The following is an 18,103-nucleotide window of genomic DNA, read 5'->3' on the forward strand; positions in this document are numbered from 1 at the left end:
GTGATAAGGTCCTTCGCTTTGCTCAGGATGACACGGAGTGAAAACCTCCTATCCACTTACCCTCACACCCTACGGATGCGCTGCTACCCACGTAGTGCCATCCTCATAAAACTCTTTCTTCCAGATCGGTACTACCTGCTTCAAGGTGTCAATAATGTACTGGCAGGCGGCAAAAGACTCGGCGCGGTGAGGGGTAGACACGGCTACGATAACCGCTACGTCGCCAATAAATAGAGTGCCCTTGCGGTGAATGACCACGACTTTGCGCAGCATCGGCCACTTTTCCTGGGCCTGCTCGGCTACTTTGCGCAATTGGTGTAGCGCCATGCTGTCGTAGGCCTCATACTCGAGGCGCACCACGCGGCGGCCGGTGCTCTGGTTACGCACCGTGCCGATAAAGGAATTGACCGCCCCAGCACCGTCGTCCTCGGCCAGTTGCAGGGCGGCAGTGATGTCAATGGGTTGATCGGTGAGGTCGATATGCATGTGGGTGTGGATAGTGTCAGGAGTACAATTGTCATCCTGAGCATGTGGCGCATCAAGCCAGTGTCGAAGGACCTTTTTACGTTGGAACGAGTCGCTAGTACGTCTGTCGTTCTAGTGTGAGAAGGTCCTTCGAAAGCTTAGGATGACAGTTAAAGAGATATTATTTACCCGCCGCTAACGGGTGGAATCAGAGCTATTTCGTCGCGCTCGTGCAGGGGGGTGTCGTCGGTGGCGTAGTCGTTGTTAACGGCCACGGCCAGGCTGCTCAGCTTGCCCAGCGCGGGATACTGTTGGCGCAACTCCGCAAGTAGACTCTGCACCGATTGGCCATCGGGTGTGGTCAACTCCAGGGTAGGCCGGCCTACAATTTCGCGGGTGATGCCGAAGAGGGCGATGGTTAATTTCATTTGGCGAAAGAATGAACAAAGCAACTGTTTTGTTGCTTAAGTAGTACCTGCAAAAGAAGCCTACCCGCTTTTTGTTCCAATAGTTGTCCTCGCCGGCGTCGGTGGGGCGTTTTCGCATTCCTTCATGTCCGCTACTCCTACTGTTCTCTACGATTCGCACGGCCGGCCGCTGGAGTACGTGCGCTTGGCCGTAACGGACCGCTGCAACCTGCGCTGCTTCTACTGCATGCCCGAAGAAGGCATTCAATACGTGCCGCGCCAAGAACTGCTGACCTACGAGGAAATGACTCGCTTGGTAACGCTGCTAGCTGGCCTGGGCGTGCGTAAAGTGCGCCTCACGGGTGGCGAGCCGTTTGTGCGACGCGGCCTGATGGGCTTTATCGAGCAGCTCACGCACATTCAGGGCATCAATGATATCAGCCTGACCACCAACGGCGTACTCACAGCGCCCCACGTGCCCGAGCTGGCCCGCATGGGTGTACGTGCCGTAAACTTGAGCCTGGACACGCTAGACCGCGCCCGCTTCCACCAAATCACGCGCCGCGACGAGTTGCCCCAGGTGCTGGATACGTTCTACGCCCTGCTAGCCGCTGGTATTCGCGTGAAAATCAACGCCGTGGTGATGGATGGACAGAACATTCAGGACCTGATTCCGCTGGCCGAACTGACCCGTGACTTGCCCGTGGAAATGCGCTTCATCGAGGAAATGCCTTTCAACGGCGGCAGCCATGCGGCTACCCTCCCCTGGAATCACCGCCGTATTCGGGAACACTTAGAAGCGCACTTTGGCGCGTTTACGCCGCTGCCTACCCCCGTGGGCGCTACAGCCAGCGAATACAGCGTGGCCGGTCACCAGGGCACTATTGGCATCATTGCGGCCTACTCGCGCACGTTCTGCGGTACCTGCAACCGCATACGCCTCACGGCCGAAGGCGGCGTCAAAACCTGCCTCTACGACCAAGGCGTACTCGATATCCGGGCCATGCTGCGCGGCGGTTCCTCCGACGCGGATATCGTAGCGGCTCTCTCCAATGCCTTCCGCTACCGCGCTGCCAACGGCTTCGAGGCCGAAAGCCAGCGCCCGTTACATCAACTCAGCTTCGAGTCGATGTCGACGATTGGGGGGTAGGGAGACCCCACCCCCAGCCCCTCCCTTCCGGGAGAGGGGTGCCAGACGATATGCACAAGAATCGTTGAACGCACCCCTCTCCCGGAAGGGAGGGGCTGGGGGTGGGGTAAGTACGTACTGATTCGTTACCCTCCCAAAACCAACAAAGCCACTCCAATTTGGAGTGGCTTTGTTATTATAATAACTCAGTGCTTACTTCAGCACTTCAGCAGCCTGGCGGCATACGTCGCGGGCAATGGCCAGGTTCGTGTCGCGGGAGTTCACGACCAGGTAGATGAACTTCTTGCCGTCCTCCGTGATGTTGAGCAGGTGCAGCTGGTTGGTGAGGCTGATGAGGATATCATCAATCTTTTCGCCGGTCAGCTTCAGGGCCGTCATGGCCTTTTGCTTTTGCTTTACCACCTCCGTGTTGTAAGCCGCCGCCGTTTCGGGGTTCAGGTTGGGGGTGTTGGAGTGCGATGCCAGCGCCATGCCCGACTGAATGTCAACAACGGCTACGGCCATCAGGCCGGGTAGCGAGTCGAGGATGTTTTGTACCGATTGACCAGCAGGAGTGTTTGTAGAGTAAGCCATACTATGATACCTGAAATGTGAGTGAAAACAAGAAGAGAGGAAGACCGTGCAGAATTCTAAATCAGCGAGTTAGACTGGTTTCCTTCTGCTGTGTGGACTAGTACAAGGATGAAGCCGCTACGACCGGACAGCCGCGCTTTTTGGCCGAACTGCTACTTTTTTGCAGCGAACGGTAGGATTTCTACAGCGAGTGGGAAAACCTTGAAAATTCTGGTCCAGCGTTACCACTTACGACTTCAGCAGCCGGTCCAACCCTACCTCGTCAAACAACAGCCGGCCAATTTTCAGCTGCGACCAACCCCGACGGAGCCGGTAGGAAAACACTGGACGGCCGTCGACGATGGAGCAGTCGATGTGGTAAGCGCCCACCGCCGCACCCAGTGGTGGCAGTTGCTCTTCTAGCTGCAACAGGTGGGTGGAGAGGAAAAAGACGGAGCGTGGAAAGCGCGTGAGGCCGCCGACTGTAGCCTGGGTGATGTCCAGCGCATCGTCCTGATTCGTACCGCGAAACAGCTCATCAAATACCGCAAAGCACCGCTGCTGCCCCTTTTGCGCCAACTGCTCCACTACGGTTTTCAGGTGGAGCAGCTCGGTCATGAAGTGGCTGTAGCCGCTGCGCAGGTTGTCGTTGAGGTTGATGCTGACTGCAATGGTATCGAAGTAGGGTAAGGTGCACGCCGTGGCCGGCACGCCCAAGCCCAGGTGCGCCAGGTACACGCACAAGCTTATGGCTTTCAGAAACGTAGACTTGCCGGCCATGTTAGGGCCCGTGAGTAAGAGCACGTTCTCGCCGGGCCGCAGCCGAAAGGTATTGCGCACTGCTTGGGGCACAAGCGGATGGTAGAGGTCTTCTACCACCAATTGCTGGTCGTCGAATCGGGCAAAGCACAACTGGTGCTGCATCACGCCTTTCGCCACCGACCAATAGGCCTCGAACCGAAATAGAAACGACCAGAACGCCGCAGTTTCTTCGGCTGTCAGTTTTTGCAATACATTGGTAGTCTGCAAGATGTGGGAGACGGTGAAGGCGTTTTCTCGCACCGCCGCAGCCTGCGCGCCTAAGTCAAATAAGCCCAGAAAGTCATTGGCAGCGGTTAACTCAGCCCTGAAAGCTGGCGGAAAAGAGGCGAGGTCGAGGCGAGCGAGGTAGCTGGTATGCAGCTTTTCCAGAAAGAGAATCAGCTGCACTACCTGCGACTGCACGTGGTGACGCTTTGCCTCCGAAAAGAAAAACTGCCACCGGGCCTTCGCCCCGGCAGCCAGCAAATAGCGTCCGCTCTGCACCTCCTGCATAAACGACTGGGCCCCGCGGAAGTACAGCACCGAGTAGGAGAAATTGCCTAGCACTGCCCAGTTGTTGAGAAAGGCCTGAACGACGGCCTGGCGCTCAGCTACGGCTGCTTTGGTAGGTGGCCGTTCGTCAAACAGCTGTCGCAACGCCGCCTCCGACTGTTCCTGGTGGGTGAAGTTGAAGAGCGGCAGAATGTCGCGCTCCACCTGCAAGTCGTCGATAAGCAGCATAAGGTAGGGGGCTAGGGTACATGCTCCCAACGCCAGACACAAGCCAAAGCGTGTGCGCTCCCCCAAAGCAGCTTAACTGTGAGGCAATGATGATAAGGGAAAGAAGAAATCGTCGGTATTTGGGCACCGCCGTATAGAGAAACCTTACTCACGGAGCAGCGCAAGTAGGCTATGTCAGATTTATGGTGGCGAGTGCCCATCTTCATGGGTGGAGTCTTTCTGGTGTTGGCCACGGTATTGGCTGCCGTTCGCTCCTTCGTGCTGCCCCGCAGCGAAGCAGTACGCATCAATAAGTGGGCGCTGACCTTGGTGCGCTACCTGTTTGATACGGTAGCTGTATTCGGCAAAACCTACGCCCAGCGCGACCGGGTCATGGCGCTGTTTGCGCCGGTAGGGCTGGTAATGCTACCCCTTATATGCTTGGGGCTGGTGTCGGCTGGGTACACTGCCATCTATTGGGCGCTGGGCAGCGGTAGCCTGACGCGGTGCTACAAGCTCAGCAGCAGCTCCCTGCTCACGCTGGGTACCGACGAGTCCCGCTCGCTCGTGGTTAGCGCCTTTTCCTACTCCGAGGCGGCACTGGGCCTGCTGCTTATCACACTGCTGATATCATATATTCCAACCATGTATCAGGCCTTTGCCCGGCGTGAGGCCGTGGTAAGTCAGCTGGAACTGCGCGCCGGCAACAACCGCTCGGCCATCGACCTGGTGTGCTGGCTGGGTCGCTCCCATTCCCTCGATGACGACCAGAAGGAATGGGACCAGTGGGCGGCCTGGTTTGTGGAGTTGGAGGCCAGTCACACGTCATTGCCCATGCTCACGTTTTTTCGGTCGCCGCAGCCAGGGCGCTCCTGGGTAACGGCCGCAAATATCATTTTAGACACAGCAGCGCTTATTCTCAGTGGCGTAGACCAAACCTCCAACCGGTATACACAGCTATGCTTCCGGGCCGGGTGCATGTCACTGAATCGGATTATGCGCTATTTTCACGACCATTCTCACACGCGGGTGTCCTTCTGGCGGCGGGAGAAGAATGCAATTGTTGACCCCGATCCGGCCGCCTATGCAGCGGCTTTGGAGCAGCTGGCTGCCCAGGGAATTCCGATAGTGGTAGACCAGGATGCCGCCTGGGAGAAGTACCAGGAGCTGCGTACGCACTACTTCGACGCCGTAGACTACCTGGCGCGCCTCACTAGCTCGCCCCACCTGCAAGCCTTGTACGTGGAGCCCTCGGTGGCCGACGAGAAAGAGGCGCAGCAGGCCATAGAAACGGCAGCTGCCCACGATCAAAAAATATCTCTTGCTTAGGAAGCACGCATAATCCAGTCAAATTTGTGGAGCGAAGGCTACGATATGCGTTGCGCCTTAGACCTCATTCTTCATTCAGGAAGAATAGAATCTTCCTGATAGGGTACACTTATACCTAGTGATGCCCTCCAAGCTGACCACCGTGCTGGCCGTGGGGGGCGTGGCCGTCATCACCTCCAACCCCGGATCGGGGATGCACGCGCTGGTACAGGAGCACCAGATGGGCATTCTGATAGAAGCCGAAAACCAGCAGGCCCTGAACGACGGTATTGCCGCAGCCATGTCGCAAGACACCACGCAGTTCAGCCAGAATGCCCGCCGCTATGCCGAGCAGCACCTGTCGCTGGAAGGCGTGATGCGCGGCTACGAGCAGCTGTTGCTAACGTGCTAGCAGAGAAGTAACTGGCCGGTCCGACGCCGCAGGCGTCCGACCGGTCGTCGTTGAACGAGCTGCGTGCTGATGTCTGCGTGCTCGTTGCCCAATCTGCACGCAAACGCCTGCCAGTGCCTACCCCCGGCGGCGCGGCCGACCGCAACGACGACCGGTCGGACGCCTACGGCGTCGGACCGGCAAGGCCATTTGCAAACTTGTGCCCGGTGAAAGAGGTTAAGATACTACACGTATCACTTCCTACCTCTTCGCCCTTTGCAATCTTTCTTACCCCCCACCAGCTACGAGTACGTAACCGTGCAGAAGGTGACAGCCGGACACGGTGCGGCCACCGCCACCGACGTGCTGGCCGCCGAAGAACCCCTGGAAATCAGGGTAGGCTATGGGCCGACGGATGCGCGCGAGCACCGCACCCTGGCCATTACCATGCGCACGCCCGGCCATGATTTTGAGTTGGCCGCGGGCTTCCTACTCACCGAAGGCATCATTCGAAGTAGGGCAGAGCTGAACGGCGTTATCTATTGCCCCGACGTAACCAAGGAAGAGGAGCGCGAAAACGTGGTGCGCGCCGAGCTGGCTACTTCCGTCCCGGTGGATCTGCCGCGCCTGGAGCGCCACTTTTACACCAGCAGCAGCTGTGGCGTCTGCGGCAAAACCAGCATCGACGCGGTGCACGCCAGCAGCTGCCCCGTGCTCCCCACCGATGGCCCTTACTTGGAGGCCAGCATTATCCATGAGCTACCTGAGCGGCAACGGGCAGCCCAGGAGGTATTCGAGCAAACCGGCGGCCTGCACGCAGCGGCCCTCTTCTCACCCACCGGCGAGCTGCGCCTGCTGCGCGAAGACGTGGGGCGCCACAACGCCCTCGACAAAGCCATTGGTGCGGCCCTACTCAATGAGCAGTTGCCCTTGCACGATACCGTGCTGTTGGTGAGCGGTAGGGCCTCGTTTGAGCTGGTGCAGAAAGCGGCCGTGGCCGGCATTCCGGTGCTGGCCGCCGTGGGCGCCCCTAGTAGCCTAGCCGTGCAGGCCGCCGCTGGTTTCGGCATGACGCTGCTGGGCTTTGTGCGCCAGCAACGGTATAATATCTATTCGCACCCGTGGCGGATTAAGGGTGAAATAGTGAACTTGTAAGGGGTAGGTAAGCAAAAGAGTCTGTCATCCTGAGCTTGCGAAGGACCTTGTGCCCGCAGAACGAGTCGTTATTACGCTTGTCATTTCAGCGTGAGAAGGTCCTTCGCAAGCTCAGGATGACACATGATTTTTTGACTTGCTACCTCTGGCGTGGGTCGCAAATGCGTCAGCAGTTGCGCCTCTCTTCATCATTTCGCCACTCATCATCTCACTACTTCACAACCTCAAAACTTTCCTCTCCCACCCATGAAGCTCCGTTTTGAAGATAACACCCTGCGCCTTCGTCTCTCGGAAGAAGAAGTAGCAACCTTCGGCGAAACCGGACAAGTAGCCTCCCACGTGCCACTGGCGCCCGGCCCCGACGGCACGCTCACCTACGCCCTGCAACGCGCCCCCGACAACTCCACAGCTGCCGCCGAAGCCCTGCGCGTGGCCTACCTGCCGGGGCGCCTCACGGTGCTGGTGCCCGAAACAGTAGCACACAATTGGGTTGCGTCCGAAGAAATTAGCCTTTCTGCTACCCTGCACGTAGCCGAAGCGACTGAGTTGCGTATATTAGTAGAGAAAGACTTAGGCTGCCGGCATTAGTACGCAAGTGGCTTTCCTGTGTAACTGAATCTAAACCACCCGAGACTGAAATGGAAGAATCACCGAAAACCAACCCGGCTAAGGCTGGCAAGAGCCAGGAGCAAAAGGCTGAAAACGCCCCAAAAAGCGGCGAGCGCCCAGATCAGGGCGAAGCGCCCGTGACTGACAACTACCGTCCCGACCCACAGGGCGAGCGGGACCAGGAAAATATTCCGGCCCCCGATGTGGCCGGTGCCAAATACAAGAACCCCATTCTGGCGCAGCCGCCAGAAGCCCTAACGGGCCTGAAGCTGGAAGAGCAAGCTAAGGTAGCGGCGGGCGTAACGGCCGTTATCAAATCGATGGAGTTTAGCTGGAGTGAAGGCGGCGTAGGCCGTGGCACCAAAGCCCTACTTGGTCTCAACCAGAAGGACGGTTTCGACTGCTCCAGCTGCGCCTGGCCCGACCCGGACCATCACCGCTCGGTGGCGGAGTTCTGCGAAAACGGCGCCAAGGCCACGGCTTCTGACGCCGACGACAAAGCCGCTGGCCCTGAGTTCTTTGCCAAGCATAGCCTGGCCGAGTTGTCGCGCATGACCGACCGCGACCAAAACAACGCGGGTCGCCTGACGCACCCAATGGTGAAGCGCCCCGGCGGTACGCACTACGAGCCTATTGAGTGGCCCGAGGCGTTCCAGATTGTGGCCAACGAGTTGAACGCGCTGGACTCGCCCAACGAGGCGGTGTTCTACACTTCCGGCAAAGTGCCCAACGAACCGGCTTTCCTGTTCCAGCTTTTCGCTAAGCAGTTCGGCACCAACAACCTACCCGACTGCTCCAACATGTGCCACGAAAGCAGCGGCGCGGCGTTGTCTACTACGCTTGGGCTAGGCAAGGGCTCGGTCACGCTGAATGATATTCATGAGGCGGAAGTCATCATGATTATCGGCCAGAATCCCGGTACCAACCACCCGCGTATGCTCTCGGCTCTGCAAGAAGCCAAGCGTAATGGAGCCAAAATTATCAGCGTGAATCCGCTGATCGAAGCCGGCCTCAACCACTTCAAAAACCCGCAGGATTTCATGAATCCGCTGCTGGTATTGGGTACACTACTCGGCAACGGTACGACCATCACCGACGTGTTTTTGCAAGTGCGCGTGGATGGTGATATGGCCTTGCTGCGCGGCATTATGAAGCACCTGCTGGCCGCCGAGGAATTGAACCCCGGTAAGGTAGTTGACCACGACTTCATTGCCGAGTACTGCACCGGCTACGACGCTGTGGTGGAGAACATCCAGAATACCAGCTGGGAGGATATTGAGGAGCTGAGCGGCTGCACCCGCGAGCAACTCTTGGAAGCCGCTAATCTGCTGGCGCACAAAAAGAAAATTATTGCCTGCTGGGCCATGGGCCTCACGCAGCAGCGCCAGGGTGTGCAAACCATTCAGGAGCTAGTAAACCTGCTGCTGATGAAAGGCGCCGTAGGCAAGCCCGGCGCGGGCACTTGCCCAGTGCGCGGCCACTCCAACGTGCAGGGCGACCGGACCATGGGTGTGTGGGAACAGCCTACCAAGCAGTTCCAGGACTCGCTGGCAGAAGAGTTCAACTTCACGCCTCCTTACAAGCACGGCTACGATACGGTAGAAAGTATCAAGGCCATGTACAAGGGCAAAACGAAGGTATTCGTTAGCCTAGGCGGCAACCTGCTGGCGGCTGGCCCCGATACAGAAGTTATTGCCGAAGGCATGCGCAAGCAGAAGCTGACCGTATTTGTGGGCACCAAGCTCAACCGCGGCCACCTGACTACCGGCGAAACTAGCCTGCTGCTACCCTGCTTTACGCACGTCGATATCGACATGCAGAAATCGGGACACCAGATGACCTCCTGCGAAAACTCGATGGGTGTGGTGAGCCAGAACAAAGGCATTTTGGTGCCGCTGGCCGGGCAGATGATGAGCGAAGTTGCCATCCTGAGCGGCATTGCTATTGCTACCCTGGGCGAGCGAACCAACATTGCCGATTGGGTAGCCATGACGGAAAACTACGACGTCATCCGCGACCACATCAGCCGTGTGATTCCGGGCTTCGATAACTTCAACGAGAAGCTGCGTCGTCCTGGCGGGTTCTACCTGCCCAATGGCCCCCGCGACCGGAAGTTTACGACGGAAAACGGCAAGGCCAACTTCACCAAAACCGAGTTGGAGAAGTACACCCTGGAGCCCGACCAACTGGTGCTGATGACCATCCGTTCGCACGACCAGTTCAACACCACCATTTACGACTACAACGACCGGTACCGCGGCGTGTACGGCGAGCGGCGCGTGCTGTTCATGAACAAGCAGGACATGGCCGACCGCGGCCTGGAGTCCAAGCAACTCATCGACATCACAAGCCACTACGAGGGTAATATGCGTACCGTGGAGAAGTTCCTGGCCATCCCGTACGACATTCCGCGCGGCAACGTGTCGGCGTACTTCCCCGAGGCCAACCCGCTGGTACCCGTTGCCAGCGTAGCCAAGGTCAGCAATACGCCTACCTCGAAATATGTAGTCGTGACAGTGGTGCCTTCGGAAGTGGCGAAGAAGATGCAGAAAGCTAAGCCGGAAGCGGTAGAGGCGTAACTGTAATTTGCTAAACACAAAGAGGCCCGACCGTGAAAACGGTCGGGCCTCTTTGTGTTTGACAGGGTAGGAAACGCTAGAACGGATAGCCGATAGCAATATTCAGTTTCACTGGCTTGAAGCCAGTAGGTTTATCTTCATACAAGCCTTCCGGACTGCCTACCGGAGCTGCGAAAGAATACGGATAGATGAGCGGATACGCCGCGTCCAGACGAATCACGAAGAATTGCACGTCGATGCGGATACCGGCGCCAGCGCCCACGGCTATCTGTTTCATAAACGTGTTGAACTTAAACTGTCCATTCAGGCCGTCGGGGTTGCCATTGTCGTCGTAGGTGACGCGGCTGGGGTCGGCGTTTACCAGCCACACGTTGCCGGCATCTACAAACAGGGCGCCCTTCACGTAGGGAAACAGGTCCTGGCGGTATTCCACGTTGGCTTCCAGCTTGATGTCGCCTACCTGGTCGTAGAAGCCGCCTTGCTCGGCCGCCGTAGTGCGGTAAGTGCCGGGGCCGAGGCCGCGGGCGTTGAAAGCCCGGATACTGTTGGGGCCACCGATGCCGTACTGCTTGAGGTAAGGCAGCACGTCGGAGTTCTTGTAGGGCATCCCTACCCCAATCAGCAAGCGAGTCGCAAACTTGTTGCCGCTGGTAGGGTCGAGTGACGTACGGAAATAGTCGCGTAGTTCCAGGTTTACCTGGGTGTATTGCGAATAGGCCTGACCAAACAGCGTATAGGCGTCGCGCGGATTAGTGTCGCCTATGGGCGTTTTGCTGGCGCCTGCGAGGCTCTGAATCAGGTAGGCTAGATTACCTGATAAATTGATGCCCCCGCTAAAATAAATCTGGTTGCGCTTGTTGTCCAGCACCTGCTGGTTATAGGTGTAGGTATAGCTGCTACCCAGGATAAACTGTTGCCGAAAGCTGCGCGCTAGAAACGGCCGCTGGTCCAGAATATCCTGGAACCTACCCGTCACGCCGCTCAGGCGGTTGTATTGCAAGTCAATGGGTTGAAACTGCTGCTCGTTGGTGGCTTTGGTCTTCCAGGAGTAGCCGTAGCCCAGGTTGAACACGTCCTGCCGGAAATACTCGGTGCGCGACACCAGCTTATACCCTGCGTTAAAGAACGTACGCGGCTGGAAGTCGGAGTTAGCCAATCGGATGTCGAACGGCGGCGTAATCAGGCGCGGTACTAGCAGTTTGGCATCAATGCCGTACTGCGTGGACGTAACGCCCGACAACGTGCCCTTGCCCTGCTCTACCGACGCCGTGGCGTTGACAATCAATTGCTCGGCGCCGCGTAGGGCTGAGCGGTTACGGTATTCCACCACCAAGGCCGGCCCCGTAAAGATGTTCGACACGTTCATTTGCAGCTCTGCCCGCAACGATTTCTTGGGTACCTGCGTCATGCGCACCAGGGAGTTGAGCTTGCCGTACTCGGCCGAGTCGGGGGCATTGCGGGCCGGGCGGTACTGAATATCCACGTACTTAAACGTGCCCAGGCTCATGAGGCGGGCCAGGGTCTGGTCGGAGCGGCGACGACGATACACGCTGTCGGGGTACAGGAATACGGCGTTGGTAATGGCCTTGGCCCGGAACATCGACTCGTCGGGGAAATAACGGTAGCCCTGGTACATCATGGGCTGCACGTTGGTGGTGGTGTCGGAGAGCTTGAAGTCCGTGTTCAGCGTTACGCGGTTGAGCACGTAGGGGCGCGCTGCCTTGGGCGGAATCGTGCCCTTCACCTTCACGTACACGTTGGCCTCGTTATCAAGGGTGCTATCCACCTGAAAAAGAATGTACTCGGGCGTGAAGTAATAATAGCCCTGGTTCTTGAGGGCCGCGTCGATGCGGGTGCGCTCGTTGATGAACGTTTGCAGGTTATACGGGTCGCCTACCTTCAGCAACGTGCCCGGCTGGGTAGCCCGAATGGCGGCGTCCAGCAGCGTGTCGCGGTCGGGAAAGTGAATCTCCTTGATGCGATAGGGCTTGCCCACATTGGCCGTGTAATCAACGGAAGCCGTCTGGTCCTTCGTGATGATTTTGCTGGTGACGGTAGGCTTGAAGTAGCCGTTGTTGTTGAGGCGGTTCCGCATCAGGTCCTGCACCCGCTGGGTGTCTACTTCGGCTAGCAGCACGGGCTTTTCACCGTACTTATCGGCCAGCCAATGGCCCAGGCCTTTTTCCTTGCCTACCCCCATATGCCAGAAATACAGCTTAGGCCGCAGGCCCAGAATGGAGCTATTGGGCTTAGGCGCAATCACGCCCTCCAGCTGGGTAGTCAGCTCACTTTCGTTGGGAATAGCTGCGTCCGACTTCAGCTTCACGGTGCTACCCGTGTAGAGCTTAGAGCCTTCGGGGATGAACTTGGTGCCGCTGCACCCGGCCACCGCCAGCCACAGCGAGGCCACCAGCACCGAGAGCGGAAACGAGAAGCGGGACATCATCGGGGAAGAAAAACGAATCAAAAGGCAGAAATAAGAGGCGAAACAATGAGCAGGGAGGGCGCGAAGATAGCGCCAGAACCCGTCGCGCTACCGCTGGGTAGAGTCGCGCCGGGCCACGGTGCGGGCGCGGGTGGAGTCCCGGCGCGCTGTGGTGCGGGTGGAGTCGCGGCGGGCGGGTGCCGCGGCGTTGCGGGTAGCGGTAGAGTCCTGGGCAGCTTTCTTTTCTTCCTTGTCCTGGCGGCGACGCTGCTTGCTTTCCTGCTTCACATCCTTATCGATTCCCTTAAACAGGTCGGCCAGGTTTTGGTAGTCGCGCTGGAAAATCAGGGAGGCTCCGTTGCGCACGTATTGCCCGTCGATGTCGCCGTAGGCGTTGTTGCGGTAGGCGCGCAGGCGCAGGCGGCCATTTTCTAGGATGTTGTACTCAATGCTCACGTCGCCCCCAAAGTTGCTGACGCTCTGGTTGCCCTGCGAGGCAGGGTTACCGCCAGCTAGGGGCACATCGGTCCCCAGGCGCACCGTGAGGCGGTTATTGAGCAGCTGGCGGCGCACGGCCACGTTCAGGTCGGTGCGGGTGCTCTGGTTGCCGGCCTTATCGAACTGATTCTGCGAGTCTACCCCCAGCTCTACGCCCAAGTTGGAGAGGTAGCTGCCTGTGAGATTGTTGAGTTGCTGGGTGAGCACCTGGCTAGCCGAGCCGCGCAGCTGGTCGCCCACAATGCTACCCCCACCCGTCGACTGGAAGGGGTCGTCGGTCATGAAGCGGCCCAGTACTAGCAGGGAGAACACCTGCTTGTTTAGCTCGCTGGTTTCGCTGGGCTGCCGCAACTGCGCCAAGCGGTTTTCGATCTGCGGACGTAGCGGAGAGCTGTTGTTTTCCGGCAGCTTAATGTCGAAATCAATCAGCGGCTTCAGCATCTCGCCTTTCACATTCAGGAACACGCGGAACGGGATGGTGTTGCGGGCCAAGTTCTTGTCTGTGTCAGAGTTGGTGCCCTGCGACGACAGCAGCTCCGAAGGCGCGGCCTTGATGTTGTAGATGGCCGACACGTTCAGTTGGGCGTTGTACGGGTCGCCGGCCCATACAATGGTGCTACCCTCCGCAATTTCGAAGTCGCGCTCTACCAAGTCATACAGCGACATATGGTACTGACCTTCTTTCACAGCCAGCGCCCCGCTGAGCGTGATAGTACCGGCCGGGTCAATGGCAGTGTTCAGCGTGCCCGATGCCTGCACGCGCAGGTTGTCACCGGTGATGGGGTCGATGATGATGGTGAAGGGCGTATCGTCGTTGATGGTGATGGTAGCGGCAATATCGAAGCCTGCTGCCGTCTGCGCCGAATCAACTTGTACTTGCCGGGCTAGCATGGTATCCAGCGGCGCGCTCTTGTCGATGAACTGCACAATGCCTTCGCTCTCTACCTTACCGGCTTCGTCGTTGGGCACTACCACCGTCAGCGCCGATGGGTCTACCACGGTAGCCGTGGTACGTACTCTAGGTAGGTTCAGGTCGCCGGTGATGCGGGTGTCGGAGTCTACTACCAGCTTGCCGTAGTACAGCTCATTGTCTTTCGCTGTGCTCTGCACGGCAATGAAATCATTGGTAGTGGCCCGAAGCTGGAAGCGGTAGTCGTCGATGTAATTCTGCGTCAGCACGTAACCATTCACCACGGCCTTGTTGCGCAGCGAGTCTAGAATCGTGAAGTTATCGAAGCGAATGCCCCGGTCGTCGAACACCAGGCTTTCGTTGGGTAGGGTGAAGGGCGAGCCGAGCTGGGTGATGCGGAAGCCTGCGTCGTTGGTGTTCAGGCTCCCCCGGATCTGGGGCGCGCTGGTAGTGCCTGCAATGCTCATCTGGCCCGTGAGGTAGCCGCTCATGTCCTTAATCTCGCCGGCCGCGAAGGGCTCGGCGGTGGCTAGGTTCAGGCGCGTTACGTTCACGTTCATATCCAAAGCGCCGCTGGCGAGGTAGGCGCCGGTGGCGCGCACGTCGTTGTTGTTGGGGCCACCGGTCAGGCGGGCATCTACCTCGTAGCGGTCGGTGGTAGGGTTGGTAGCTTTCAGCGACACATCCCCAATGACCGATTTATTGTAGGCAAATTGGTTGAGGTTCGCGTCGGCTGTGAAGGCCATGCGCGGCTGCCCAATGGCCCGCACCACGGCTTCGCCATTCAGCGTGCCGCCTACCAGCGAGTCTTGCAAGCCGCCGGCCGTAGCCAGCATGTTCAGGTCAAGGTTTTGAAGGCGGGCTTGCAGCGGATAGTCGGCGCCGGGTAGGGTTTGCAGGGCAATCAGTTGGTTGCCCTGGCTCAGATTCACGTTCTCGGCCCGAATGGCGCCGCTGTTCACGTTGTAAGCAATGGAGTTGTTGGGCGCCACGGTCCACTGCTGGTCGTTGAGCACCAGCTTGGGGTCGAAGCTGAACGAGTAGGCATCACCCTGTTCGAGCACCTGCAGCGCGCCAGCCAAGTCCAGCTTGGTGGTGCTGTCCTTTTCGGCAATGCGCAGGTGCGTGCCTACCTTGTTATTGGCGATGCTACCCGTGAGGCTGGGGTGAGGGAGGCGCAGGCTAGTGTCTTGGGTTACCTGGTTGAGGCGCACGGCATAGTCTAGTTTCTGCGGGTCCGACGACACATTCAGGCGTAGCGAATCCATGCGGTAGCCGGTGTACACAATCACCGGCACGCGGGCATTCATGGTCAGGTCGGCATCGCGGCTGTCAAAGCTACCCGTCAGCTTGAAGGGCGACAGGGTAGTGAGGCCATCCACCATGCTGGTGGCAATGCGCGTATCCAGCAAGCTGGCATCGAAGGTGAACTGCCGCACAGGTCCGCCTGGCTGGTAGCGCACGCCCGGCAAATCGAAATAGCGGTCGATGTGCTCTTGCAGCACCGTGGCCAAGTCGCCAAGTGGGGTGTTGCCTTGCAAGTTCACGGCCAACACATTCGAGTCCAGGTTCAAGGACGTGTTGCCCGGCTGTTGCACAATCTTGCCCTGCAACCGGTCGAAGACGATGGGCTGATTGTCGAGCACAATGGCTACGTCGGTACCCGAGAACGTGCCGTTGATGGTGTTGGCGCTGGCTCCGCTCAGGTCGAAGTTCAGGTTGCCCTGCACCCGCAAATCACCGCCGGTATAGAAACCCAGCTTGGTGAGGTTGGCACCTTTGATGTTGGTATTGAAGCTGTACGCGGGGTTGTCGGCGTCGCGCAGATTTACTACCCCGTCGAGCGTGAAGGCCAGGTTGGCGTCTTTCTCGCTACGGGCCGTGATGTCGTACTTGTTGCGGTCGATGTCTACCACCGCGTTGATGTCATGGTACACATAACCCTGGTAGCCCGCGCGCTGCACGTCGGCCACGAGGCGGCCTACCATCGTGTTGGGGTCGAGGCCACGGCCGTTGAAGCGGCCGGTGGCCGTTACGCTGCCAATGGTGGGGTCGCGCAACACCTTGCCTACATTGAAATTCTGCACAGCAAAGCGGGCCGTAATGGGTTCCCGACCAGCCGGACCGGCTTCCATGTTCACCACGGCATTGGCGTTGCCGTAGGTGGTTTGCACCTTCAGATTGGTGTCAAATACCATGGCCGTGGGCCTACCCTTGAAGGTGCCCGATGCGGCAATGTTGGGGGGTAGGGAATAGCCAGCCGGAATGGTACCCTTGGGTACCAAGCTCCGAATATCCGCGTCGGTGGTCGTAAACTTCTGCACGTCGAAATCGGCATACAGGCGGCGGTCCGTTTCGGGCAGGCCCTGGATGCGGCCACTGCCCACCACCTGCGTATTGCGGAAGCCCACAAAGTTCAGGTTGCGAATGCGCATGTCGCCCACACGGCCGTCCACCTGCCCACTAATCAGCACCGACTGGTCGGGGCCAGTGGTGAAGGGTGGGGTGCTGGCAATGTCGGGGTAGAGGTAGAGAATGTCGCGGAAGCCGATGCGGGTTTCGCGCAGGTCGCCCTCAATCTTGAGGTTGGCAATATCGTCAGCAATGCCGCCTAGGCTTTCGTAGCCCATGGCCAGCGTGCGCCGGATGCGGGTATTGGGCGTTACCAGGTCGAGATTATCCAAGCGCGTTTGCACCGAATCGAATATCACATCGGCCTCGGCGTGGTTGATCTGGAAGCCGCTTTGCTCCTTGCCCTTCAACTCGTTGATGCGGCCGGTAGTGCTGTTTTCAGTGTATACTAGGTTGTTGGTTTGCAGGGCCAGGTCCGTAAAATCCAGGTGGTTGTAGTCCATGGCCGGCACGCGGGTCTTCTGCTTGGGCTCGTTGAAGTTGTCGAACTTCACATCCAGGCCACTGATGTCAGACTTCTTCAGCGTCACGGCCCAGCTGGTCGAGTCGCCGGTGGTTTTGGTTACGGCGCTATCCAATCCGCGCACTACCTCGGCGGGGTTGATGGTGCGCTGCTCCGTCGGTATGTCTTTGTTCTGGGCGTAGGCGAAGGTGCTGTTTTTGAGCACCAGCGAGTTCAGGGCTACCTTGCTGTTAATCAGGTCGATGTTGTCAGCGGTTACTTCTGCTTGCCCGATTTTGGTATTGATGTACTGCCCCGAGGGGTCATCCTGGTACACCAGACTCACGGTATCCAAGTTCACTTTGTTTAGGTCGAACGTGAGCGTGAGCGGCTCAGAAGGTGTGTCCGGCGTTATTTTAGTTTGCCGAATGTTGAAGCCGGCGCGGGCCAGCTTGGCATCACCAACCCGGTAAATGGACTTATCTACGTCTACCTCCTCCATATTCACGGCCAGCTCACCTACCCGGCTGCGCACGTTCATGCCGTCTACCTGGTCCTGGTAGGTCAGGAAGATGTTGGTGAGGCGCACGTCGCCGATGTTGTACTTGAAGCCGCCCGTGGTGTCAACGGGCGCCGTGGTGGTGTCGCCGGTGGCAAACGCGGCCGTGATGTAGTCGAAATTATAGGCGCTGTCGGGCTCGGTGCGCGTGATGTGCACGGTGCCGTCGTTCAGCTCCAGCGAGCTAAGGTTGATTTCCGACTTAGTGAGGGCCCACAAATCTAGATCGACGCCCAAATGGCCCACCGATACCAGCGTATCACCTTTTTGGTCTTCCAGATACACCCCGTCTAGACTGATGGCGTGCTTGAAATCCGTGCGAAACTTACCGATGCGCACCTCTGTGCCAATCTTATCTTGCAAGTAGGAAGCTGCTTTGTTGGCAGCAAAATCCTGCACTCCCGGGAATTGCAGCGCAACGACCACTCCTATAATAAGAAGCAGCACAAAGGCCAGCAAACCAAGAATACCGTAAAGGATGCGACGGGCGAAAGTAGGCAAGGGAAATAGGCAAAAAGAGATTGAATCGAGATAACCAACGCAAAACTACCCGCTTAGGTTGGCTTCGGAGGCTATTAGCTATTGACCGACGGCTGTTAGCTTCTTCCACATAAAAGCCGACGTTAACAGCCATCAGCTAATAGCTAACAGTTGTAGCTTCGCACCCGGTTTGGTCGTAAACCCTACCAGACCCTTCGCATTCTTTTCCTACTCACGCGC

General features: G+C 58.2%; 12 protein-coding genes. 6 read left to right on the forward strand and 6 right to left on the reverse strand.

The window, feature by feature from the left end:
- Nucleotides 1-69: 69 nt before the first annotated feature.
- Entirely contained in the window at nucleotides 70-486 is a 417-nt protein-coding gene (locus F1C16_RS18630) for a molybdenum cofactor biosynthesis protein MoaE (protein ID WP_185282095.1), read from the reverse strand.
- Nucleotides 487-650: 164 nt separating this feature from the next.
- Nucleotides 651-893 (reverse strand): molybdopterin converting factor subunit 1, encoded by a 243-nt coding sequence (gene moaD / locus F1C16_RS18635; protein WP_185282096.1) that lies wholly within the window; start codon nucleotides 891-893, stop codon nucleotides 651-653.
- A 124-nt stretch (nucleotides 894-1,017) separates the two neighbouring features.
- Between moaD and moaA the strand changes: the two genes are divergently transcribed.
- Nucleotides 1,018-2,022: a GTP 3',8-cyclase MoaA gene (moaA, locus tag F1C16_RS18640; protein ID WP_185282097.1), complete on the forward strand. Its 1,005-nt coding sequence runs from the start codon at nucleotides 1,018-1,020 to the stop codon at nucleotides 2,020-2,022.
- A 192-nt stretch (nucleotides 2,023-2,214) separates the two neighbouring features.
- On the opposite strand, the gene F1C16_RS18645 is transcribed toward moaA, so the two are convergent.
- Together F1C16_RS18645 and F1C16_RS18650 are read right to left on the reverse strand one after the other, a co-directional pair.
- The gene (locus F1C16_RS18645; protein ID WP_185282098.1) at nucleotides 2,215-2,595 is read right to left on the reverse strand and encodes a hypothetical protein; all 381 of its coding nucleotides are present in this window, start codon (nucleotides 2,593-2,595) and stop codon (nucleotides 2,215-2,217) included.
- Nucleotides 2,596-2,823: 228 nt separating this feature from the next.
- On the reverse strand, nucleotides 2,824-4,116 hold the full coding sequence (locus tag F1C16_RS18650; protein ID WP_185282099.1) for a hypothetical protein: 1,293 nt from the start codon (nucleotides 4,114-4,116) through the stop codon (nucleotides 2,824-2,826).
- Nucleotides 4,117-4,287: 171 nt separating this feature from the next.
- On the opposite strand from F1C16_RS18650, the gene F1C16_RS18655 reads away from it, so the two are divergent.
- The 5 genes from F1C16_RS18655 (at nucleotide 4,288) to F1C16_RS18675 (ending at nucleotide 10,137) form a co-directional block, all read left to right on the forward strand.
- The gene (locus tag F1C16_RS18655; RefSeq protein ID WP_185282100.1) at nucleotides 4,288-5,424 is read left to right on the forward strand and encodes a hypothetical protein; all 1,137 of its coding nucleotides are present in this window, start codon (nucleotides 4,288-4,290) and stop codon (nucleotides 5,422-5,424) included.
- A 121-nt stretch (nucleotides 5,425-5,545) separates the two neighbouring features.
- Entirely contained in the window at nucleotides 5,546-5,815 is a 270-nt protein-coding gene (locus F1C16_RS18660; RefSeq protein ID WP_185282101.1) for a glycosyltransferase, read from the forward strand.
- Nucleotides 5,816-6,070: 255 nt separating this feature from the next.
- Nucleotides 6,071-6,949: a formate dehydrogenase accessory sulfurtransferase FdhD gene (gene fdhD / locus F1C16_RS18665; protein WP_185282102.1), complete on the forward strand. Its 879-nt coding sequence runs from the start codon at nucleotides 6,071-6,073 to the stop codon at nucleotides 6,947-6,949.
- A 246-nt stretch (nucleotides 6,950-7,195) separates the two neighbouring features.
- Entirely contained in the window at nucleotides 7,196-7,537 is a 342-nt protein-coding gene (locus F1C16_RS18670; protein WP_185282103.1) for a DUF7009 family protein, read from the forward strand.
- A gap of 50 nt (nucleotides 7,538-7,587) precedes the next feature.
- Nucleotides 7,588-10,137 (forward strand): FdhF/YdeP family oxidoreductase, encoded by a 2,550-nt coding sequence (locus tag F1C16_RS18675; RefSeq protein ID WP_185282104.1) that lies wholly within the window; start codon nucleotides 7,588-7,590, stop codon nucleotides 10,135-10,137.
- 76 nt (nucleotides 10,138-10,213) lie between these two features.
- On the opposite strand, the gene F1C16_RS18680 is transcribed toward F1C16_RS18675, so the two are convergent.
- Together F1C16_RS18680 and F1C16_RS18685 are read right to left on the reverse strand one after the other, a co-directional pair.
- Nucleotides 10,214-12,583: a BamA/TamA family outer membrane protein gene (locus F1C16_RS18680; protein ID WP_185282105.1), complete on the reverse strand. Its 2,370-nt coding sequence runs from the start codon at nucleotides 12,581-12,583 to the stop codon at nucleotides 10,214-10,216.
- Nucleotides 12,584-12,670: 87 nt separating this feature from the next.
- On the reverse strand, nucleotides 12,671-17,884 hold the full coding sequence (locus F1C16_RS18685; RefSeq protein ID WP_185282106.1) for a translocation/assembly module TamB domain-containing protein: 5,214 nt from the start codon (nucleotides 17,882-17,884) through the stop codon (nucleotides 12,671-12,673).
- Nucleotides 17,885-18,103: the final 219 nt, after the last annotated feature.

The sequence above is a fragment of the Hymenobacter sp. NBH84 genome (assembly GCF_014217645.1).
GTDB lineage: Bacteria > Bacteroidota > Bacteroidia > Cytophagales > Hymenobacteraceae > Hymenobacter > Hymenobacter profundi.

Coding starts and splice junctions, on each gene's coding strand:
- F1C16_RS18630 (WP_185282095.1), bottom strand. CDS start 486: ATGCATATCGACCTCACCGATCAACCCATTGACATCACTGCCGCCCTG.
- moaD (WP_185282096.1), bottom strand. CDS start 893: ATGAAATTAACCATCGCCCTCTTCGGCATCACCCGCGAAATTGTAGGC.
- moaA (WP_185282097.1), top strand. CDS start 1,018: ATGTCCGCTACTCCTACTGTTCTCTACGATTCGCACGGCCGGCCGCTG.
- F1C16_RS18645 (WP_185282098.1), bottom strand. CDS start 2,595: ATGGCTTACTCTACAAACACTCCTGCTGGTCAATCGGTACAAAACATC.
- F1C16_RS18650 (WP_185282099.1), bottom strand. CDS start 4,116: ATGCTGCTTATCGACGACTTGCAGGTGGAGCGCGACATTCTGCCGCTC.
- F1C16_RS18655 (WP_185282100.1), top strand. CDS start 4,288: ATGTCAGATTTATGGTGGCGAGTGCCCATCTTCATGGGTGGAGTCTTT.
- F1C16_RS18660 (WP_185282101.1), top strand. CDS start 5,546: ATGCCCTCCAAGCTGACCACCGTGCTGGCCGTGGGGGGCGTGGCCGTC.
- F1C16_RS18670 (WP_185282103.1), top strand. CDS start 7,196: ATGAAGCTCCGTTTTGAAGATAACACCCTGCGCCTTCGTCTCTCGGAA.
- F1C16_RS18675 (WP_185282104.1), top strand. CDS start 7,588: ATGGAAGAATCACCGAAAACCAACCCGGCTAAGGCTGGCAAGAGCCAG.
- F1C16_RS18680 (WP_185282105.1), bottom strand. CDS start 12,583: ATGATGTCCCGCTTCTCGTTTCCGCTCTCGGTGCTGGTGGCCTCGCTG.